Annotated in this window: 18 protein-coding genes; 6 read left to right on the top strand and 12 right to left on the bottom strand. The window is 62.6% G+C overall.

Annotation, left to right across the window (positions count from 1 at the left end; genetic code table 11):
* Positions 1–21: 21 nt before the first annotated feature.
* From FJ434_RS19730 to FJ434_RS19695, 8 genes are all read right to left on the bottom strand, one after another.
* Positions 22–1,311, bottom strand: coding sequence for an ATP-binding protein (locus tag FJ434_RS19730; RefSeq protein WP_181166114.1), 1,290 nt, complete (start codon positions 1,309–1,311; stop codon positions 22–24).
* On the bottom strand, positions 1,308–2,174 hold the full coding sequence (locus FJ434_RS19725; RefSeq protein WP_140752271.1) for a nucleotidyl transferase AbiEii/AbiGii toxin family protein: 867 nt from the start codon (positions 2,172–2,174) through the stop codon (positions 1,308–1,310). The genes FJ434_RS19730 and FJ434_RS19725 overlap by 4 nt, the downstream gene beginning before the upstream one ends.
* Positions 2,162–3,226: a type IV toxin-antitoxin system AbiEi family antitoxin gene (locus FJ434_RS19720; RefSeq protein WP_246678407.1), complete on the bottom strand. Its 1,065-nt coding sequence runs from the start codon at positions 3,224–3,226 to the stop codon at positions 2,162–2,164. The genes FJ434_RS19725 and FJ434_RS19720 overlap by 13 nt, the downstream gene beginning before the upstream one ends.
* Before the next feature lie 212 nt (positions 3,227–3,438).
* Positions 3,439–3,924, bottom strand: coding sequence for a hypothetical protein (locus tag FJ434_RS19715; protein WP_246678406.1), 486 nt, complete (start codon positions 3,922–3,924; stop codon positions 3,439–3,441).
* A 452-nt stretch (positions 3,925–4,376) separates the two neighbouring features.
* On the bottom strand, positions 4,377–4,718 hold the full coding sequence (locus tag FJ434_RS19710; RefSeq protein WP_140714422.1) for a hypothetical protein: 342 nt from the start codon (positions 4,716–4,718) through the stop codon (positions 4,377–4,379).
* Positions 4,715–5,602 carry an NAD(P)-dependent oxidoreductase gene (locus FJ434_RS19705; RefSeq protein WP_140752267.1) on the bottom strand — a complete coding sequence of 296 codons (888 nt, stop codon included), beginning with the start codon at positions 5,600–5,602 and terminating at the stop codon, positions 4,715–4,717. The genes FJ434_RS19710 and FJ434_RS19705 overlap by 4 nt, the downstream gene beginning before the upstream one ends.
* Complete coding sequence (locus FJ434_RS19700) at positions 5,599–6,081, bottom strand: gluconokinase (RefSeq protein WP_246672769.1); 483 nt, start codon at positions 6,079–6,081, stop codon at positions 5,599–5,601. Before FJ434_RS19700 ends, FJ434_RS19705 begins: the two co-directional genes overlap by 4 nt.
* Before the next feature lie 22 nt (positions 6,082–6,103).
* Positions 6,104–6,859: an SDR family oxidoreductase gene (locus FJ434_RS19695; RefSeq protein ID WP_140714427.1), complete on the bottom strand. Its 756-nt coding sequence runs from the start codon at positions 6,857–6,859 to the stop codon at positions 6,104–6,106.
* A gap of 77 nt (positions 6,860–6,936) precedes the next feature.
* On the opposite strand from FJ434_RS19695, the gene FJ434_RS19690 reads away from it, so the two are divergent.
* The 3 genes from FJ434_RS19690 to FJ434_RS19680 all read left to right on the top strand — a co-directional run bounded on the left by FJ434_RS19690 (position 6,937) and on the right by FJ434_RS19680 (position 10,057).
* Positions 6,937–7,881 carry a 2-hydroxyacid dehydrogenase gene (locus FJ434_RS19690; protein WP_140752265.1) on the top strand — a complete coding sequence of 315 codons (945 nt, stop codon included), beginning with the start codon at positions 6,937–6,939 and terminating at the stop codon, positions 7,879–7,881.
* Positions 7,882–7,954: 73 nt separating this feature from the next.
* Positions 7,955–8,989 (top strand): L-idonate 5-dehydrogenase, encoded by a 1,035-nt coding sequence (locus FJ434_RS19685; RefSeq protein ID WP_140714431.1) that lies wholly within the window; start codon positions 7,955–7,957, stop codon positions 8,987–8,989.
* A 48-nt stretch (positions 8,990–9,037) separates the two neighbouring features.
* A complete protein-coding gene (locus tag FJ434_RS19680) occupies positions 9,038–10,057 on the top strand; it encodes a LacI family DNA-binding transcriptional regulator (protein ID WP_181166113.1) in 1,020 nt (339 codons plus the stop codon).
* 74 nt (positions 10,058–10,131) lie between these two features.
* Here FJ434_RS19680 and FJ434_RS19675 read toward each other — a convergent pair whose 3' ends face one another.
* The 3 genes from FJ434_RS19675 to FJ434_RS19665 are packed head-to-tail and all read right to left on the bottom strand — an operon-like array spanning position 10,132 to position 13,825.
* Complete coding sequence (locus tag FJ434_RS19675; protein ID WP_140714433.1) at positions 10,132–11,229, bottom strand: substrate-binding domain-containing protein; 1,098 nt, start codon at positions 11,227–11,229, stop codon at positions 10,132–10,134.
* Between the two features lie 13 nt (positions 11,230–11,242).
* Positions 11,243–12,322 (bottom strand): ABC transporter permease, encoded by a 1,080-nt coding sequence (locus FJ434_RS19670; RefSeq protein WP_140714435.1) that lies wholly within the window; start codon positions 12,320–12,322, stop codon positions 11,243–11,245.
* 9 nt (positions 12,323–12,331) lie between these two features.
* Entirely contained in the window at positions 12,332–13,825 is a 1,494-nt protein-coding gene (locus tag FJ434_RS19665) for a sugar ABC transporter ATP-binding protein (RefSeq protein WP_140714437.1), read from the bottom strand.
* A gap of 133 nt (positions 13,826–13,958) precedes the next feature.
* On the opposite strand from FJ434_RS19665, the gene FJ434_RS19660 reads away from it, so the two are divergent.
* Positions 13,959–14,882, top strand: coding sequence for an SMP-30/gluconolactonase/LRE family protein (locus tag FJ434_RS19660; protein ID WP_140752263.1), 924 nt, complete (start codon positions 13,959–13,961; stop codon positions 14,880–14,882).
* 29 nt (positions 14,883–14,911) lie between these two features.
* On the opposite strand, the gene iolD is transcribed toward FJ434_RS19660, so the two are convergent.
* Positions 14,912–16,753: a 3D-(3,5/4)-trihydroxycyclohexane-1,2-dione acylhydrolase (decyclizing) gene (iolD, locus tag FJ434_RS19655; RefSeq protein ID WP_140752261.1), complete on the bottom strand. Its 1,842-nt coding sequence runs from the start codon at positions 16,751–16,753 to the stop codon at positions 14,912–14,914.
* 35 nt (positions 16,754–16,788) lie between these two features.
* Between iolD and FJ434_RS19650 the strand changes: the two genes are divergently transcribed.
* Together FJ434_RS19650 and FJ434_RS19645 are read left to right on the top strand one after the other, a co-directional pair.
* The gene (locus tag FJ434_RS19650) at positions 16,789–17,823 is read left to right on the top strand and encodes a MurR/RpiR family transcriptional regulator (RefSeq protein ID WP_246678405.1); all 1,035 of its coding nucleotides are present in this window, start codon (positions 16,789–16,791) and stop codon (positions 17,821–17,823) included.
* 390 nt (positions 17,824–18,213) lie between these two features.
* Positions 18,214–19,155, top strand: a complete 942-nt coding sequence (locus tag FJ434_RS19645) for a sugar ABC transporter substrate-binding protein (protein ID WP_140509606.1) — start codon at positions 18,214–18,216, stop codon at positions 19,153–19,155.
* Positions 19,156–19,355 lie beyond the last annotated feature (200 nt).

Genomic DNA, 19,355 nt, shown 5'->3' with positions numbered 1-19,355 from the left:
GGCTCCGAGCGCCAGGGGCGCCTAATTCTCCGCGTGGCTGATGACGACAGTCCCGTTGTCCTTGCGAACCTCGACGGACAAAACCCCATCGTCGCCCTTTCGGGTCTGGAACATGGAGGTCGCATAGTCCTTCGCAGCCTTCTCGGCGTCGAAAGTATGCTTGTCGACGATGCCCCGTCGTCCGTACCAGATGACAGTGTAAGCGAGCAACGAGTGGATCGCTACAAGCGTCCAAAGCGGCGTCAAATGTTTGGGTGGTGGTGGTTGGCCCTCTCTTGACCAGTTGTCGCGAAAGGATTCCACGCTGACGGCGATGCCGCATTCGTAGATCCGCCAGTAGTCGAAGGCGCTTGAGATCAATGCGGTGTTTTCCACTCGCATGCCCTCAAGATAGGTGGTTTCCTTGCCAGCCAATGTTGACATGCGTACCTGCGGCGCGCGTTCCGGCACGGTGAGGGGAAGGAACGAACCCCATCCGTAGTAGGCATTGCGATGCATCGCAATGGAGACGCGCTCGTTGAGATCCCGCGCATTCTCAATATTGATCGGGTCACCGTCGGCATCGACTAACGCATAGCCCATGGCTGAAAAGCTATCGCCTGCTTCAAGTATCTGCGGTTGATATTTGGAGTCCACCCGCCCTGCCAGGACGCGGGTCTGCGCGGTGAAGTCAGCGGCCGTCTCCGATACTCCCGCCACGAGCAACTCGACTAGGTGGACGTCTGGTTGCGACCGTCCTCCGAGCGACTGACGCAGGATTTTTCCCAAGAGGTCCGCGCGATGCGAGAGGCATCTTTCCAGAAGGGCGTTCCAATCATCGGCGCCTCGGATGGGCACGCTCTCGGGACCGGCCGCCCTGATGTAGACCGTGCCTTGAGATATCCCGATCGGCCTGCCATTTGCGCCTTGCGGGCCATCTGCAATGGCGACGACAGGGCGCGACCCATGCGATGGCACCACAACGACCGGATAGGTCGCTCCGTCAAACTCGGCTCCTTGGACCAGCAGCTGCAATCGTGGATCGAGATACTTCTTCACGATACTGGACAGAGCGTCTTGCCCGAACGAAGAAAGCGGCAGGTCGGTAGCGCCGAGGGGCTTGCGAGTCTTGTCGTCGACGCCGAACACAAGATAGCCCCCGCCATGATTGGCAAGGGCCGCGATATGGCGAGCGAGTTTGGCCTTGTGCTCGGCTTCTCCCGTGTCCATCCAGGCCTTGAATTCGACGCCCAGGTTCTCGTTGGCGCCGGCAATGAGATCGGACAGGTCTGAAACGGCGATCTTGTCAGCCTCTCGGGCAGCCGCCATCATCTCAACGCGAGCGCTCGGAGCCAGGCGTCGACCTGACCAAACGCGTCCTGTTGCCATTGGTCGGCTGTGCGATCGCCCAAGATGTCCGTCTCCTCGACGAACTTGCGAACACAAGTCGGACCATAACCGTCGATCGTATCGAATTTCTCGGCAATGAAGCCGAAGCCTTTCGCGCCGCTGGCGTGATCCAGCAATGGCCGACAGACTTCGGCTAGCGCCTCGCTACCCTCAGGGTAGTTCCGGACGCAGTAATAGATGTCGTAGGCATCTTTCTGCTTATAGCGGCCGTTGAGAGCATGACCCTTCATGGCGAGTAACGCTGGAATCGAGCAGACGGCGATTTCGACGCGGTTCGTTCCGCCCCCTGGCATTGGCCCGGTGATCGCCACCATCTGATAGAAACGCAACGCCAGATCGGCGCCGTCGGCGCGTTGTACTGCGAACTCGCTGATCAGAGGCGGCACGTTTTTGACGATTGCTGCGTCCCGCGGCATGAGGAAATCGACGATGATGTCGATCGGACCTCCGCCATCGCCAGCCGGGACTTGCCGAACGAGTTGGAAGCGCCTCAACTCGGCGCGCTGTTCATACCCGTGGCCGAGGAGCGCGCCGATCAGCGTCGTGTATTCGCCATCACCCAGGGCTTCGGCGTCAAGACTGAGATCGACGTCCAGTGTTCCGACATGCGGCATGTCTTCATTTCCGAGCAAGAGCCACGGCACGGCCCCGCCGATAACCGCGAACTTGCCTTGGAAACTTCCCAGAATTTGGCCGATCTCGACCAGGACCGTCTTCACAGCCGCTGTGGTGCGATCGTCATAATCCGCTGCCGATTGTGGCTCTGCAGGAGTCAGTGGTGCCATATGAGCTTCTCCTGACGCAAATGGTCGGCGGCTTCGCGCCCTCGCTCACCTGCCGCCGCCAGATCGAGATACGTTTGCACCGGCCCCGTGCACATAATGCCCGGCACGGGCTCGATGGCATCCCGGAAAACGCCGATGTCCTTGGGCAATGTGACCAGCACATTTTCACCTTTGGATGCGGAAGACAGCTTCATTGCATCGCTCAGCCGTGCGAGCCCGTCGTCGTCGGCATAAATGTACTGCGTGCCGCTTCGCCCGTATGGTGACAACCATTGCGCCGCCGAGAATGACGCGAGGATCGCTAGTCCGGCTTCCGGCCTCGCGTTAAGGGCGCCGCGCACGGCTGTCTGAAAGCCAGCTCCGTGGAGTGGCGAATAGAAGCGCAAGCGCCTCCCGGCGGGCGGCTCATAAGCTTCGCGCCAAGCGTCGAGTAATGCATCGGGCTCGATCAGCGCCAGGCCATCGGAAGATGCTTTTGCCCATTCCCGGTCGATAAGGGCGCTACGGACGTTACTGACATGACCGAGGCTGACCGCCGAAGCTTCGGCGAGTTCAGCAACGCGCCACGGCCTGTCCGGATCTCGCAACAACGCGCGCAGCACCTGCGCAGATTTGGGTTTGAAAAGGGATTTGAGTTCCCTCCGTTCCGCGCTTGGCTTGCTTTCGACATGCCGCTCTATGAAGATGCTGTCAAAGACAATACTGGCGTTGCCCGCCAGATCAAGAAATCCGACCTGGTAGTCCCTACACAACGACTGAGCCTCTGGAGAGAGGTACGGCGCGACGAAGATCGGTACTGCGCTCCCATCGAAATGGGCAGCGTAGTTGCGCAGTTGGAGCAACCCCATACGAACGTAGCGCGGCTGGCCGCTCGACTTGACCTCGCAGACGAGCGTATGCCGGCGATCAGCAACGACCACATGCGCCAAGATATCAACTCCGCGGTCGGGGCAGCCGACAGGCTCGATCTCGATATGGTCAACGACAAGCGCTGGGACGCGTTGCAGAAGCGCGGTGAGCGCGTCTGCCGCCTGCTGTTCCAGATTTTTCATCGATTCAGTTGTTTTCAACATCTGTTAAAAATGGCATATCGAATGAAATCCCACAAGCCATTTCAACCAAACTGCCTCGTTCAGCGGACGCTGAAAACCGTGATCCTAGTGAAATCGGCCGCTATCAGGATGTAATCAGGCGCACGGCGGGCAAGACATCTTCGCCGCTCAGTCCACGCGGCAGGCCCTTGCCGTCCCAGCTGTTCGTATATCTATCCAAGGTTGCGCCGGATCTCGTCGGACAGGCCGAGCCGCTCGCCGATCCGCTGCGCGACCTCGCAATGGGCAGTGAGTACCGGGCGGGCCACGGCGAGCGCTTGCGACATCGCGGCGTCGATCGCCTTGGCCTGCGCGTCGGGGTCAAGATCGTAATAGAGCCGCTTGAAGGCCTGGACGAAGACCCGGCCCAGTTCGGCGCGGTTGCTCATGTCCAGACCGACAAGGTCCTGGCGGAGCGCAATTTCGTCGCCGAAAGTGGCCGACAGAAGATCGGTGTCCGCATTGCAGCCGACATAGCGCAGCATCGACTGGTGGTAGGCATTGCGCCGGTCCAGCTCGGAAACACCAGCAAGATCCGCGATCCGCATAGCGAGCACGCAGGACTTCAGCGCGAAATAGCGCGAATGGCCGGTGGCGAGGTCCGAAGCATAGGCGAGGACCACCATGAAATCCGCCCGGCGGATCGAGACATTGGTCATCGCCACCTCCCAAGTGGATGCTAGTCCCGCGTCACGCAAATACCTAGCGAAAGATTTCATGCCCTACGCGCCTTGTCGAGAAGCGCCCGTTTTTGAATCGGAAGCAGACCTTTGCCAGGGGCAAATAGACTGAGTGTCAGTAAAGCGCCTCAACCTCGGTCATTCAATCGGCTATTGCCGTCGTCCAAAAGCCGACATAGCTACGTCAGCCGCTGAAGGCCAATTTGGGGCCGATCGAAGCGTCCGTCGAACGCGTCGACAACGGAAAGTTCGGCAAAATAGGTGCGGAGGAGTGCTCGCCAGCAATGGGGCCATACTTTCGCGTTGCCGGCGGTGTTCGGCATGACTTTGGCATGCTTACTCAAAAGATTGCACCAAACCGACCTCACTGCGTTCTATACTGCGTCTCCTATCGAGCGCTGATAAGTATCGAATCTTCGTCCTGATATTGGTCAATCTCCGGCCAATGAAAACTCGTTGGCGATGGTGACGTGGTGGTGAATGCGACCCTCGAAGTACCTGGACAACACTGCCTCTGTCGCGGCACGCGATTCAGCGCGTGCGGGGCTGGCCAAAGCCGCGTCGACGGCCGCCATATCTGGGTAGTTGATCGCCAAGATCATCGGAAATTCAGGCGCACCATCGTCGCGTTTTTCCGCGAAGCTGACTCGAATGTCGAGCGCGCCCGGGAAGGCCTTCCACTTCGGCAGAACCGTCTCAATCACGTCCTTGCGGAACGCTTCGATCTGACCTTCCTTCACTTTGCCTTCAAACAACGCATAGCGCGTGATCATCTGCTCGGTTCCTCATCCTTGCGTTGGAAAAATTCCATCAGTGCGGCCTGGTCCTCGCCGCCCAGCCCTGCGGCCGTCAATAGCCGGTGCACCTCGGCGCAGACGGCCGTCAGCGGCATTGCGGTGTGCGTGCGCCGCGCCAGGTCCTGGGCGGCGTTGAGGTCCTTCACCATGTTGTCGATGCGGCCGGTTCGCCGGTAGTCGCGGGTGGCGAAGCGCGGCAGGTATTCCTGCAGGATGGCGCTGTCGGCGCGGCCGCCTTTCAGCGCCTGCGGGATCTTGAGCGCGTCGACGCCGGCGTCGAGCGCCAGCTTGGTCGCTTCGGCGACGGCCATGAAGTTCAGCGCGCAAAGCACCTGGTTGATCAGCTTGGTCGTCTGGCCGGCTCCGGCCGGGCCCATATGCGTGTAGTTGGTAGCGATGTGGCGTAGCACCTTGTGGGCGGCGGCAACGTCCTCGGCTTCGCCGCCGGCCATCAGCGTCAATTCTCCGGTCAGCGCCTTGGGCGCGCCGCCAGACAGCGGACTGTCGACCCAGCGCAAATCCTTCTCGCTGGCGTCGGCGGCGAGTTGGCGCGTCGCGTCGGGGTCGATAGACGACATGTCGATGATCAGCGTGCCGGGCTTCGCTCCAGCCGCCACGCCGGCATCGCCGAACACGGCGCGGCGCACGATCGCCGCCGAATTGAGGCTGAGGATCACGTAGTCGGACGCGCCGGCGGCCTCGGCCGCGCTCGCCATGGCGGTCGCGCCTCTGGCAACCAGCGCCTCCACCTTGGCCTTATCGAGATCGAACACGGCGAGGCGATTGCCGGTGGCAAGCAGGCGCTCGCCGATGGCACCGCCCATGGCGCCGGCGCCGATCAATGAGACTTTGTGGGTCATGACGATCGCTCCCCGAATTTCGTTGTTATGTCCGCGACAATCTCATCGAGCGGCGCGTCGATCGGCACGGCGATCGCATTCTCGTCCTTGTCCGGCACTTCCAGTGTCGCGAACTGGCTGTCGAGAAGGCTGGTCGGCATGAAGTGGCCGGTGCGCTCATGCATGCGCTTCGAGATCAGCTCGCGCGAGCCGTCGAGATGGATGAACAGCACCGGCGCACCCGCCTGCTCGGTGATGAAATCGCGATAGGCGCGCTTCAGCGCCGAGCAGCCGACGATGACCGGCGCGGGCGCTAGCCGCAGCATTTCGCCGACCTTGGACAGCCATGGCCACCGATCGGCATCTTCCAGCGGAATGCCGGCGCTCATCTTGGCGATGTTGGCCTCAGGGTGCAGCTTGTCGCCGTCCACGAATGTCGCCGCGATCGCGCGGGCGAGCGCCTCGCCGATCGTCGTCTTGCCCGAACCGGTAACGCCCATGACCACTATGCGCGGCGGCCCGTCAGATCGAAGCTGTGATGCCGCCATCGACATAGAGAATGTGTCCGTTGACAAAGGATGACGCGTCGGAGGCCAGGAAGACGCAGGCGCCGACCAGTTCCTCGACCTTGCCCCAGCGGCCGGCCGGCGTGCGCTTTTCGAGCCAGGCGCTGAAGGCCGGGTCGGCGACGAGTGCCGCGTTGAGCGGCGTGTCGAAATAGCCCGGCGCGATCGCATTGCATTGCAAGCCATGTTTTGCCCAGTCGGTCGCCATGCCCTTGGTCAGGTTGCCGACCGCGCCCTTGGTCGCCGTGTAGGGCGCTATGCCCGGCCGGGCGAGTGCCGTCTGCACGCTGGCGATGTTGATGATCTTGCCGCGACCGCGCTTAATCATGTGCCGGGCCACCGCCTGGCCGACATGGAAGACGCTGGCGACATTGGTCTGCAGCAGGCGTTCGAACGCATCGGCGGGAAAATCCTCCAGCGGCGTGCGGAACTGCATGCCGGCATTGTTGACGAGAACGTCGATCGGCTCGCTGGCTTGCTCGAAGGCGTCGATTGCGGCCCTGACGGCGTCGTGGTCGGTCGCGTCGAAGGCAAGCGTCGCAGCGCCTGGAATCTGCCCAGCCGCAACCGTGAGCTTCGCCTCGTCACGGCCGTTGAGCACCACTCTGGCGCCGGCCTCGGCTAGCCCTTTGGCCAAAGCAAATCCAATGCCCTGAGAGGAGCCGGTCACGAGCGCGGTGCGCCCGCCGAGATTGAACAGATTGGATGACATTTTCCGATTGCCTCTTGTCGCCGAGCGTCTTATGTTATCGATAACATAATCTGTCAAGTCAAGTGGAGAGAATAGCGATGCAGCGGCCTCACATCCTTCAGGTTGGACCCTATCCGGCATGGGACGAGGAGCCGCTCAACGAAGCCTTCACGGTGCACCGCTATTTCGCGGCCGACGACAAGCGGGCTTTCCTCGCCGGGATCGGACCGCAGGTGCGCGGCATAGCCACGCGTGGCGAGCTCGGCGCGAACCGCGCCATGATCGAGGCTTGCCCTTCGCTTGAGGTTGTTTCCGTCTACGGCGTCGGTTTCGATGCGGTCGATCTCGCGGCATGCCGGGAGCGCGGCGTGCGCGTCACCAACACGCCGGACGTGCTGACCAACGACGTCGCCGATCTCGGCATCGCCATGATGCTGTGCCAGTCGCGCGGCATGATCGGTGCCGAGCGCTGGGTGCGCGATGGCAGCTGGGCGAAGGGGCTTTACCCGCTGAAGCGCCGCGTCTGGGGCCGGCGGGCCGGCGTGCTCGGACTCGGCCGCATCGGCTACGAGGTGGCCAAGCGCCTCGCCGGCTTCGGCATGGACATCGCCTACAGCGACGTCGCGCCGAAGGATTTCGCCCCGGATTGGACGTTCGTCGCCGATCCGGTCGAGCTGGCGAGGCGTTCGGACTTCCTGTTCGTGACGCTTGCCGCGTCGGCCGCGACGCGCCACATCGTCAACAAGGATGTGCTTGCGGCACTCGGCGAGGACGGCATGCTGATCAACATCTCGCGCGCCTCCAACATCGACGAGGACGCGTTGCTCGATGCGCTCGAGACGAAGGTGCTGGGCTCCGCCGCGCTCGACGTGTTCGAAGGCGAGCCGAAACTCAATCCGCGCTTCCTGGCGCTCGACAATGTGCTGCTGCAGCCGCACCATGCGTCGGGCACCATCGAAACGCGCAAGGCGATGGGCAAACTGGTGCGCGACAATCTTGCCGCCCATTTCGCTGGCCAGCCATTGCTCACGCCGGTGCTCTAGGCTTGTCTTACGCAGATTCGGACGGAAAACCGCTGCACATTGTTTCTGGAATTGCCCGAGGAGTTCACTGACCATGAAGTCGATCGTCATCCACGCCGCGAAGGACCTGCGCATCGAGGACCGTCCGGTCGAGGCGCCGGGCCAGGGGCAGGTGCTGTTGCGTCTCGCCGCCGGCGGCATATGCGGCAGCGACCTGCACTACTACAATCATGGCGGCTTCGGAACGGTGCGCCTGAAAGAGCCGATGATTCTCGGCCATGAGGTCTCCGGCGTTATCGAAAAGCTCGGCCCCGGCGTCGACGGGCTGCGGCCTGGCCAGCTGGTCGCGGTCTCGCCGTCGCGGCCCTGCTACGGCTGCCGCTACTGCCGCGAAGGGATGCACAACCAGTGCCTCAACATGCGCTTCTACGGCAGCGCCATGCCATTTCCGCACATCCAGGGCGCGTTCCGCGAAATGCTTGTGGCGGACGCGCTGCAATGCGTGCCGGCCGACGGATTGAGCGCTGGCGAGGCGGCGATGGCCGAACCGCTGGCGGTTTGTCTCCACGCCACACGCCGGGCCGGCGAAATACTCGGCAAGCGCGTGCTGGTGACCGGCTGCGGACCGATCGGCCTCTTGTCGATCCTCAGCGCGCGGCGGGCGGGCGCTGCCGAGATCGTCGCGGTCGACATCACCGATTTCACCCTGGCGATGGCAATGCGCGCCGGCGCCGACAAGACCATCAACACAAAAACCGATCCGGAAGGGCTGGCGCCGTATCTCGCCAACAAGGGGACGTTCGACATCCTCTATGAATGCTCGGGTGCCGCGGCGGCACTGGCGCAGGGCATCGCGGCGCTGCGTCCTCGCGGTACGATAGTCCAGCTCGGCCTCGGTGGTGCCGAGATGGCGCTGCCGATGTCGGCAGTCACCGCCAAGGAACTGACGATCAACGGTTCGTTTCGCTTCCATCCCGAATTCGCCGTCGGAGTCGAGCTGATGCGCAAGGGGCTGATCGACGTGAAGCCGCTGATCACGCATACGGTGGCATTCAGCGAGGCGCTTTCCGGCTTCGAACTCGCCAACGACCGCAGCCAGGCGATGAAGGTCCAGATTGCCTTCGCCTGAGCTGCAACGACGCGTTGCATTCCGCTGTGATATCGATAACGTACGGCCATGCAGCCTTCGCCAAAACGCCCGACCATGGCCGATGTCGCGCATCGCGCCAACGTCTCGACGATGACCGTGTCACGCGCCTTCAAACGCGACGCTTCGGTCAGCGCCGACACGCGCGACCGCATCCTGAAGGCGGCCGAAGAGCTCGGTTACGTCTTCGACAGCATCGCCGCCAACCTGTCGTCGCGGCGCTCCGGCTTCGTAGCGGCCACAATCCCCTCGATCAACAACGCCAACTTCGCCGACACCGTGCGCGGCATGACTGAGGGCCTGCGCGACAGCGGGCTGGAGATACTGCTCGGCTTCACGGACTATAATGTCGAGGAGGAGGAGCGCCTGGTCGGGCAGTTGCTGCAGCGGCGGCCGGAGGCGATCATCGTCACCGGCGGCCGGCACACGCAGCGCTGCCGCAAGATGCTGGCCAATGCCGGCGTGCCGGTGGTGGAGACCTGGGACCTGCCGAGCGAGCCGATTGGCCATGTCGTCGGCTTTTCCAATGCCGAGGCCGGGCGGCTGATGGTCGACCACTTCGTCGCGCGCGGCTATTCGAGGCTGGGCTTTATCGGCGGCGATACTTCGCGCGACACGCGCGGCCTCGACCGCCGGCGCGGCTTCGTCGCGGCGCTGCAGGACCGCGGCCTCGATGCCTCGCGCGTGATCGCCTCCGGCGTGCCGCCGATCTCGATGCGCGAGGGTGCCGCCGCCATGGTCGAGATGATCTCGCGCTGGCCGGACACGCAGGCGGTGATGTGTGTGTCCGACCTTTCGGCCTTCGGCGCGCTGATGGAATGCGTGCGGCGCGGCATCCGCGTGCCCGAAGATGTCGCCATTGCCGGCTTCGGCGCCTATGACCTTGCCGAGCAGTCGGTGCCGCCGATCACCACCATCGATGTCGGCGCGCATGAGATCGGCATCCGCGCCGCCGAGCTGGTGCTCGACCTGCTCAATGGCCGGCGCGTGGCCGGGGATAGGGTCGTTGTCGGCATGACGCCGAAGGTGATCGTGCGGCAAACCGCCTGACAACAGGGAAATGCAAACGGCCGGCGAGATGATCACGGGCCGTGTTCTGCAGCCTATCCGGAGTTTCGGTCAGCCTATTTGCCCCAGATCTTCTTGTACTGGTCGCGGTAGCCGTTGCCCGGATCGAACCGGTTGTCCGGCCCGCCGTCGAATTCGACATTGTCCGACGTCACAACATGCAGCGGCGAGATGTAGCCAGACCATTTCTCGCCGGCCATGGTGCGGTTGAGCTCATCGACGAGCTGCCAACCTTGCAGGTTCAGGGGTTCGGCAACCGTCACCTTCTGGAACTGGCCGGAGCGGATGCGCTGGTAAGCCGATTCGGAACCGTCGCCCGCCGCCACGTTGATCGGAGCGTCGGTGCCGGACTTTCCGGCCGCCGCCAGTGACGGTCCCATGAAGTCGAAATAGAGGTCGTTGATCGCCAATGAGTGAGTCCACTGGTCGCCGTATTTCTGCAGCAGCGAGGTGGTGAGCTGCGGCATGCGTTGCGAGGTCTCGGCGATTGGCGTGTCGACATATTCGAGCACTTTGCCGCCGAGATCCTCGATTTCCTTCTTCATGCGGTCGGCCTTGGCGATGGCGATCTGGTAGGTCGAGTCGGTGAAGATGATGACGCCGGGCTTGCCCTTGGCGTCGACAAAAGCCCAGTCGGCGGCAGCCTTCGACACTTCCATCGGATCGGTCGAGACGTTGGCGATGATGCCGAGATCGTCGATCGGACCGACCGTCGGCGCCGCATGCCATGCCGCCATCGGAATCTTGGCCGCCCTGGCCTGCTCCAGCGCCGGCTTCTGCTCGACGGCATCGAACCCGTTGATAATAATGCCGTCGGGATTGAGCGCCAGCGCCTGGCCGAAGGCCGCGGTGCGGCCGCCGATGGAGCCGGCGCCGTCAAGTGTCTTGACGGTCCAGCCGAGGGCTGCCGCTGCTTCCTCGACGCCCTTGGTGACGCCAAGGATGCCGCCGTTCTTCATGTCGGCGCCAAGCACCACGATCGTCTTGCCGGCCGCGCCCTTCGGTCCGGTCGTCGGGCCATCCCATTTGTCGACCTTACTGGCATATTTGCCGACCACTGCCTTGGCGTCGGCCATCGGGTCGGCCCGGGCGGTCGAGGCGATACTGAGCGCCAGGCAGGCGACGCCGAGCTGAAGGACTGTTCTGCGATGCATGTTTCTTCTCCCATCAAGCATTGTCGGTTTTCTTTGTTGGTTGGTGCGCGGGTGATTGGCCGGTGGATGGCGGCGGCACGACAGCGCCGCGGCGGCGCTGCGCGTAGCCGGCGATGCCGATCGCCACGAGCAAGGTGACGCCGTTGAAGAGCGGCTCGACCCAGAACGAGCCACCGAACTGCTGGATGCCGGAAATGCCGGCGGCGAGGATGACGACGCCGATGATCGTCCCCCAGACATTGACGCGGCCGGGTTTGATGGTGGTCGATCCCAGGAAGGCGCCGACCAGCGCCGGCAATAGATATTCAAGGCCGACGCTGGCCTGGCCGATGCGGAGCTTGGAGGCGAGCAGCACGCCGCCAAGCGCCGTCAGCGCGCCCGAGGCGACGAACGCGCCCATGACGAATTTCTGCACCGGTATGCCGTTGAGCGCTGCAGCCTTGGGATTGGCACCGATGGCGTAGAGGTAGCGGCCGATCGGCATGTATTCGAGCACAAGCCACATCACCAGTGCCAGGACGATCACGTAGTAGCCAGTGATCGGCAGGCCGAACAGCATCGTCCCGTTGAGGGCGAGGAAGCCTTCGGGAAGCACGCCGACGACCTGCCGGCCGCCCGTGTACCACATCGCGAGTGCATAGAGCACGGTGCCGGTGCCGAGCGTGGCGATGAAGGAATCGATGCGTGCCACCTCGACCAGCAGGCCGTTGATGAAGCCGGTGACGACGCCGAGCAGCAGGACGATCAGCACCGCGATCGGCCAGGGGATGCCGAAGGCGGTCTGCAGGCTGATGGCCAGGATATGCCAGAGCACGATGCCGTATCCGACCGTCAGGTCGATGCGGCCCGAAGCCATGGGGATCATCGCCGCCAGCGACAGCAAGGCGATGATCGCCTTGTCGGAGACGATGGAACGCAAATTGAGCAGCGTCGGGAAGGTGCGCGGCAGGAGCAGCGAGAACAGCAGGATGAGCAGCAGCGTCAGGATCGGCAGGCCGTAGACCGGCAGGTAGCGCGCCGCCCTCTGGCCAAAGCTGAGCCCGGAGAGTTCCGAGCGGGTCGGCTCCAGCGCAGTCGATTTGATCGAGTTCATGGACACTCCTCAGGCGGCTTCGGACACGGAGGCGGCATGGATAAGCGCCGCCGTCGTCAAGGCATCGCCGGCCAGTTCGCGCACGACGCGGTTGTGCGAGAAGACGAGCGCGCGATGGCAGATATGCGCTACTTCCTCGAAATCGGTGGAAACGACGACGACCGCCAGCCCGGCTTCGACAGCTGCCGCGATCAGCCGATAGATTTCGGCCTTGGCGCCGACATCGACACCCGCCGTCGGATCCTCGGCGATCAGCAGCTTGCGACCCGTCGCCAGCCAGCGGCCGACGACCACCTTCTGCTGATTGCCGCCGGATAGCGCCTCGATCGGCAGGTGCGGGTCGTTCGGCCGCAGCCCGAGCCGGGTACCGAGCTCCTGCGTCAGTTCGCTTTCCCGCGCCGGCGTCATGAAGGAGAAAAGCCCGCGGCCGACGGCGGACGGGTTGAGATACATGTTTTCGCGCACGGACAGCGACAGCGCTACCGACTCCTCGGTGCGGTCGCGCGCAATCAAGCCGACACCGGCGGCAAGGGCCGCACCGACCGAGGACAGGTCGAGGCGTTTGCCGTCGAGTAATACAGTGCCGTCGAAAGGCTCGGCGCCGAACAGCGCGCGGCCGACGGCCTCCTGTCCAGCACCACGCAGGCCAACCAGTCCCAGAAGTTCGCCAGACCGCGCCTCGAAGTGGACCGGTCCGACATTGCCGCAGCGCAAATCCTCGACCTTCAGCCGCTCGGGTCCGTCCTGCCAGCGCGACTTGGCGAACATCTGGTGCGCCGGGCGGCCGACGATGAGATCGACCAGTTCCTGCGGCGTCGTCTCGGCGACCGGCTTGACCGCCACCATGCGGCCGTCCCGCATGACGGCGACCCGATCGGCGATGCGGAACACTTCATCCAGGCGGTGCGAGACATAGATCATGCCGACGCCGCGCTCGCGCAACGGTCGCAGTGCCTGGAACAGGCGTTCGACCTCATCCGCGGGCAAGCTTGCCGTCGGCTCGTCGAGTACCAGCACGTCGGCTTCGGTAGCGAGCGCGCGGGCGATGGCAACCAGCGATTTCTCGGTGCGCGAAAGATCCTGGACGCGCGTCGCCGGATCGAAGGCGCAGCCGACCAGGGCCAGGGCGCTCTCGGCACGACGCTCGGTGTCGCGCCAGTCGATCAGGCCCGAGCGGCGCGAGAAACCCTGCGCCATGCCGACATTCTCGGCCACCGTCATCCATTCGATGAGCCCGAGATCCTGATGGATGAACGCGACCTTTTGCGGCAGGTTGGGGCGAGGCGGGCGGTGATGATAGTCCTCGCCGCGAAAGCGGATCGCGCCCTGGTCGCGCTTGTAGATGCCGGCCAGCGTCTTGATAAGAGTCGATTTGCCGGCGCCGTTCTCGCCCAGCAGCGCAACGATCTCACCCTCGTGGATGTCGAGCGAGACCGACTTCAACGCCAGCGTGCCCCCGAAGCGCTTGGAGATGTCGATGAATTCTATGAGCTTGGGCCGCATCCATGGCCCTCCCAAGCCAAACAAACGGATCTGAATTGGCACTGATGTTATCGCTAACATTTTTGCGGGTCAAGTCTTGAAAATGGCTCGCCCCGAAGGCTATCGATAGCTCCGGTTTCGCGGAGGATGAAGCATGTTCGGAGACACAGAAGGTGCTGGCTTCGAGGTTCTCGACGAGCGGTTCGAGAGCTGTTTCGTCGGCCATGTGGCGGTCGAGCGGCTGTGGACGGGTGGACGATGGCTGGAGGGTCCGGCATGGTTCGCGGCCGGCCGCTACCTCGTCTTCTCCGACATCCCGAACGACCGCATCATGCGCTACGACGACACCAGTGGCGCGGTCTCGGTGTTCCGCGAACCCTCCAACAACGCCAACGGAAACACGGTGGATAGGCAAGGGCGGCTCGTGACCTGCGAGCACCGCGCGCGCCGCGTCACCCGCACCGAGCATGACGGCTCGATCGTGGTGATCGCCGACTGTTTCGAGGGCAAGCGGCTCAACTCGCCGAACGACGTCGTGGTGCGCTCGGACGGCACGGTTTGGTTTTCCGATCCGCCCTATGGCATCGCGACCGACTATGAGGGCGACCGCTCCGAGCAGGAGATCGAGGGCTGCCACGTCTACCGCGCCGACCCCCTAACGGGCGAGGTGGCGCGCGTCGTCTCGACGATGGCCAAGCCCAACGGCCTCGCCTTCTCACCGGATGAGAGCATCCTTTATGTCGGCGATACTGGTGTGACGCACCAGAAGGATGGGCCGCGGCACATCCGCAAGTTTGCCATCGAAGGTGCGGCGCTCAAGGAACTCAGCGTTTTCGCAACTTGCACGGCCGGCCTGTTCGACGGGTTTCGCGTGGACACAGCGGGCCGCATCTGGGCGGGCGCCGGCGACGGCATCCACTGCTTCGATCCCGACGGCACGCTGATCGGCAAGATCCGCATTCCGGAGACGGTGGCGAACCTCACCTTCGGCGGCGCCAAGCGCAACCGCCTGTTCATCACGGCGCGGCAGTCGCTCTATTCGGTGTTTGTCGTCGCCAATGCGGCAGCACGAGCGTGAGTTGGAAGAGAGGGATGTTTTGCGAGAAGTCAGACGCCTACGCGCTGCTTCCTGCGAGCTTGAGCCTGTTCCGCATGCGCTTCCCGCACCTGCGGCCTGGCGCTTACCTCGGGCACACCCACGTCCCACCAGGCGTCGCCTGGTGTCCAGGTGAAACCATCGGACACCAGCGTGATGACCGTCGTCCGGTCCGTTCCGAGTGCCCAATCGACGGCTTGCGGGAGGTCCGCGAGGCTGTCGACACGCCGGGTGAGCGCGCCCATCGATTCGGCGTGCTTCACAAAATCGACGCTGAACGGCTCCTTGACACGGCAATCCTTGATCAGGTTGTTGAAGGACGCCGCGCCCTTGGCATTCTGGAGACGATTGATGACGGCGTACCCGCCATTGTCGCAGACGATCACCACCATCTTATGGCCCGACAGGACCGTGGAATAAATGTCCGAGTTCATCATCATGTAGGTGCCGTCACCGATCATCACGATCGGGGTTCGCGTGGGATCGGCCAGCGCGGCGCCCCAGCCGGCGGCAATCTCGTAACCCATGCACGAGAAGCCGAATTCACAGTCGAACGTATTGGGCGACTTGACGCGCCAGTTCTTCATGACCTCGCCCGGGAGGCCGCCCGCGGCCGTGATGACCAGGTCGCGCTCGCCTGCGCGTTCATTCACTATGCCGATGACCTGGGCGTAACTGGGAACGGGCTGGTTGGTCGGCTGCTGATACCCGTCCAGCGCCTTGTTCCATTTGGCGAACTCTATTCGGCCCTTCTCGGTCCATTCGCGTGGTGCTTGCCACTCTGCGAGTGACTGCCCCAATTCGCTGAGCGTGGCGAGAGCATCGCCTACCACGGCCAAGGCACGATGCTTGGTCGCGTCCCAGCGGGCAGCGTTGATGGAAATGAATTTGGCGTCCGTTGCGAAAGCGCTCCAGGAGCCGGTGGTGAAGTCCATCAGCCGGGTGCCGACGGCAATGATCACGTCCGCTGAAGCAGCAAGCGCGTTAGCCGAGGTTGAGCCAACGATGCCGATAGGGCCGACATAAGCAGGATGGTTGTGGCTGACGGTACTTTTGCCGGCGATCGTCTCACACAACGGAATGCCGTGGATGAGGGCCAGGTCGGCCAACACCTGCTCGGCGCCGGAGTAACGGGTGCCGCCGCCAGAAATGATCAGCGGGCGCTTGGCTGCCTTCAGCAGCTTCACTGCTTCCGCCAGTCGATTGGCGTCGGGGCGCGGTCGCGGGATCGCGTGCACCGTCTCCGCGAAGAATTCCTCTGGGTAGTCCCAAGCCATCTCCTGGACATCCTGCGGCAGTGCGATGAATGCCGGACCGCAATCGGCAGGATCCAACATTGTGGCTACTGCCTGGGGGAGGGAGGAGATTATGCCTTCAGGATGGACGATGCGGTCCCAATAACGGGTCACCGCCTTGAAGGCGTCGTTGACATTGATGGTCGGATTGCCGAAGTGTTCGACCTGCTGCATGACTGGGTCAGGGCGGCGATTGATGAAAGTATCGCCAGAGAGCATCAGCACCGGCAGACGGTTCGAATGGGCGACACCGGCGGCGGTGACCATGTTGAGGGCGCCGGGGCCGATCGACGTCGCGGCCACCATGATCTGGCGGCGGCGCTTGGCTTTAGCGAAACCGATTGCCGCGAGAGCCATCGACTGCTCGTTTTGCCCGCGCCAGGTTGGCAACCGATCCTGGACCGCTTCCAGCGCTTCCGATAGGCAGGTGACGTTGCCGTGCCCGAAGATGGCGAAGACGCCCGGAAAGAGCGGAACTCTCTCCCCGTCGACGATCGTGAACTGATTGCAAAGATAGCGGACCAGGGCTTGCGCCATGGTCAGACGGACGACTGACATTTGATTCCTCCGGGCATCGCGGCAACTCATGCCGAATGATGAATTCAATCCTTATTGCAAATTTTGATTTTTTGCAAGTGCCATTGCAGAAGGTAACGCAGACTCGGACCACCGGTTTTCAACGTGTAATTTCAACACTGGTAAACCAAGGGCAAAAAAGCCATCATGCAACGAAAATTGCAAGGATGTCGGTCGTGGAAGAGAAAGTCAAAGCCCCAAAGGACTACGAGGAACTCATCCGCTTGATCCACGATCGGTATGAGCAGATGAGTAAGTCATACCAGAAGATAGCGTTGTATCTCACGCAGAACCCGAATGATGTCGCGGTGCGATCCGTGAACGCGATCGCTGAAAGCAGCGGCGTTCACGCATCGAGCTTCGTGCGCTTTGGCCAGGCATTGGGCTATGAGGGTTTCAAGGATCTGCAAACCCTTTTCCAGAAGCGATTGTCCACCGCGGCGCCCGGCTTTGAGGCGCGCATCAAGGCGCTGGAGACGGAACTGGGGGCGCGAACCGACCGCAGCGAATTCGCTTTGATGCACGATCTGGTGGTCCGTGACATCGCCTCGCTGCAGGAGATGCTGACAGCTATCCCGCCGGAGGACTTGGCCGAAGCGGTCAATCTTCTGGAGAAAGCCGACGTCATATATTTGATCGGGCAATTGCGCTCGGCGCCAGTGGTGGAACTCCTGCGCTACATATTGACGATGCTGGGTAAGCGATGCACGTTGCTGGACCCTGGCGGCGGGCTGGCCACGCACATGGCTCGTGCGATCCGCCCGCAGGATGTGCTTTTCGCGGTGTCGTTTCGCTTCTATGCAAACGAGGTCGTGAATGTTGTGGAGGAGGTTGCCAGCAGGGGCATTCCCATCGTGGCGATTTCGGACAGCACCCTGTCGCCGCTGACCAAGGGCGCACGCGTGCTTTTTGCTGTCCCAGAGCACGAATACACGTTTTCAAGATCGCTCGCGGCCCCGATGTGCCTTGCTCAGGCGCTAACCGTGGCGCTGGCGGCGCGCTTGCAGAACAACGGCATTGACCCGCGTATCCCGATAGTCACCGGGCAATAGCCCTCTTACCTCGCCGGTCGGCTTCCAGTCCTATTTTTGCCCCTTACCATGGCAGAGATACACGCGGTGGCAGCATAAGTTCAATTGCAGAGCAGGCAGACAATGCGCTCTGCTCTCGCAATGAATTTTGCAGATCGGTTCTCTCCTAAAAGAAAATTGAAAGCGAATTGACTCACAGTTCGTTGCAGAATATGCATGATCTGCAATTATCGTTGCGGATCGATCTAAGGAGCACCGCTGGCTTAAGCGCGGGGCAATCCTTTTCTTTTGCCATCGAATATCGGGATAGTGGCTTCAAGACCGTAATGAGAGGCGGAGAGATTCCCCGGGGAGATCGGGGATTCCGGAGAGATCGGTGCAACCGGACACCAAAAGTGGAGGAGAGATACAATGAAGAAACTGCTTTTGGGCGTCGCCTTCGCGGCGCTGATGAGTTCATCGGCCATGGCCGCCAAGATCGGCGTCTCGATGGCCAAGTTCGACGACAATTTTCTCACCGTGCTGCGCAACGGCATGATCGAGCAGGCCAAGGGCATGAGCGGCGTCGAGCTGCAGGTCGAGGACGCACAGAACGACGTCGCCAAGCAGCTCGACCAGATCAAGAACTTCGCCGCTTCGGGCGTCGATGCCATCATCGTCAACCCGGTCGACACCTCGGCCACCCAGGCGATGTCGGATGCGGCCGCCGCGGCCAAGATTCCGCTGGTCTATGTCAACCGCGAACCGGTCAACGTCGACAAGCTGCCCGACAACCAGGCCTTTGTCGCTTCGAACGAAGCTGATTCCGGCACGCTCGAAACCAAGGAAGTCTGCCGCCTGTTCAAGGAAGCCGGCAAGAAGGAAGCCAATGTCTATGTGATCATGGGCGAGCTTTCCAACCAGGCCGCCGTGCAGCGCACCAAGGACATTGAAGAGGTGATCGCCACGCCGGACTGCAGCTTCATCAAGATCATCGACAAGCAGACCTCGAACTGGGATCGCGACCAGGCCCAGAACCTGATGACCAACTGGCTGTCGACCGGCAAGAAGTTCGACGGCGTCATCGCCAACAATGACGAAAGCGCCATCGGCGCCATCCAGGCGATGAAGGCCGCCAACATCGACATGAAGGCAGTCGTCGTCGGCGGCGTCGACGCCACTCAGGACGCGCTTGCCGCCATGCAGGCCGGCGACCTCGACGTAACCGTGTTCCAGGATGCGGCCGGCCAGGGCGCCGGTGCGCTGGATGCGGCGCTCAAGCTGGCCAAGGGCGAGAAGGTCGAACACAAGGTCTATGTCCCGTTCCAGCTCGTCACCCCGGCAAACATCGACAAGTTCCTGAAGAAGAACTGAGGTAGCAGACCGCTAGATAGGGGGCGGCGCTTAAGCTCAAACAACAACAGCGCCGCTCCGCCTTTCTCCTGTCGCGCGACCGCGACGGGAGGGCGATCTCGGCTGACGGGAGGATCAAAGACGTGGCACAGACATCTCACGGCGTCGGCGGGGTCAGCTATGACGCCAAGAAGCGCACATGGCCGGCCGAATTCAACGTC

This window comes from Mesorhizobium sp. B2-5-13 (genome assembly GCF_006440535.1).
Taxonomy (GTDB): domain Bacteria; phylum Pseudomonadota; class Alphaproteobacteria; order Rhizobiales; family Rhizobiaceae; genus Mesorhizobium; species Mesorhizobium salmacidum.
Note: the sequence above shows the minus strand (reverse complement) of the source record. Positions and strands in the feature narration are given on the sequence as shown.

Excerpts from the sequence above, each read along its gene's own strand:
- FJ434_RS19730 (WP_181166114.1), bottom strand. The coding sequence starts at position 1,311 with ATGATGGCGGCTGCCCGAGAGGCTGACAAGATCGCCGTTTCAGACCTG.
- FJ434_RS19725 (WP_140752271.1), bottom strand. The coding sequence starts at position 2,174 with ATGGCACCACTGACTCCTGCAGAGCCACAATCGGCAGCGGATTATGAC.
- FJ434_RS19720 (WP_246678407.1), bottom strand. The coding sequence starts at position 3,226 with ATGAAAAATCTGGAACAGCAGGCGGCAGACGCGCTCACCGCGCTTCTG.
- FJ434_RS19715 (WP_246678406.1), bottom strand. The coding sequence starts at position 3,924 with ATGACCAATGTCTCGATCCGCCGGGCGGATTTCATGGTGGTCCTCGCC.
- FJ434_RS19710 (WP_140714422.1), bottom strand. The coding sequence starts at position 4,718 with ATGATCACGCGCTATGCGTTGTTTGAAGGCAAAGTGAAGGAAGGTCAG.
- FJ434_RS19705 (WP_140752267.1), bottom strand. The coding sequence starts at position 5,602 with ATGACCCACAAAGTCTCATTGATCGGCGCCGGCGCCATGGGCGGTGCC.
- FJ434_RS19700 (WP_246672769.1), bottom strand. The coding sequence starts at position 6,081 with ATGGGCGTTACCGGTTCGGGCAAGACGACGATCGGCGAGGCGCTCGCC.
- FJ434_RS19695 (WP_140714427.1), bottom strand. The coding sequence starts at position 6,859 with ATGTCATCCAATCTGTTCAATCTCGGCGGGCGCACCGCGCTCGTGACC.
- FJ434_RS19690 (WP_140752265.1), top strand. The coding sequence starts at position 6,937 with ATGCAGCGGCCTCACATCCTTCAGGTTGGACCCTATCCGGCATGGGAC.
- FJ434_RS19685 (WP_140714431.1), top strand. The coding sequence starts at position 7,955 with ATGAAGTCGATCGTCATCCACGCCGCGAAGGACCTGCGCATCGAGGAC.
- FJ434_RS19680 (WP_181166113.1), top strand. The coding sequence starts at position 9,038 with ATGCAGCCTTCGCCAAAACGCCCGACCATGGCCGATGTCGCGCATCGC.
- FJ434_RS19675 (WP_140714433.1), bottom strand. The coding sequence starts at position 11,229 with ATGCATCGCAGAACAGTCCTTCAGCTCGGCGTCGCCTGCCTGGCGCTC.
- FJ434_RS19670 (WP_140714435.1), bottom strand. The coding sequence starts at position 12,322 with ATGAACTCGATCAAATCGACTGCGCTGGAGCCGACCCGCTCGGAACTC.
- FJ434_RS19665 (WP_140714437.1), bottom strand. The coding sequence starts at position 13,825 with ATGCGGCCCAAGCTCATAGAATTCATCGACATCTCCAAGCGCTTCGGG.
- FJ434_RS19660 (WP_140752263.1), top strand. The coding sequence starts at position 13,959 with ATGTTCGGAGACACAGAAGGTGCTGGCTTCGAGGTTCTCGACGAGCGG.
- iolD (WP_140752261.1), bottom strand. The coding sequence starts at position 16,753 with ATGTCAGTCGTCCGTCTGACCATGGCGCAAGCCCTGGTCCGCTATCTT.
- FJ434_RS19650 (WP_246678405.1), top strand. The coding sequence starts at position 16,789 with ATGATGAATTCAATCCTTATTGCAAATTTTGATTTTTTGCAAGTGCCA.
- FJ434_RS19645 (WP_140509606.1), top strand. The coding sequence starts at position 18,214 with ATGAAGAAACTGCTTTTGGGCGTCGCCTTCGCGGCGCTGATGAGTTCA.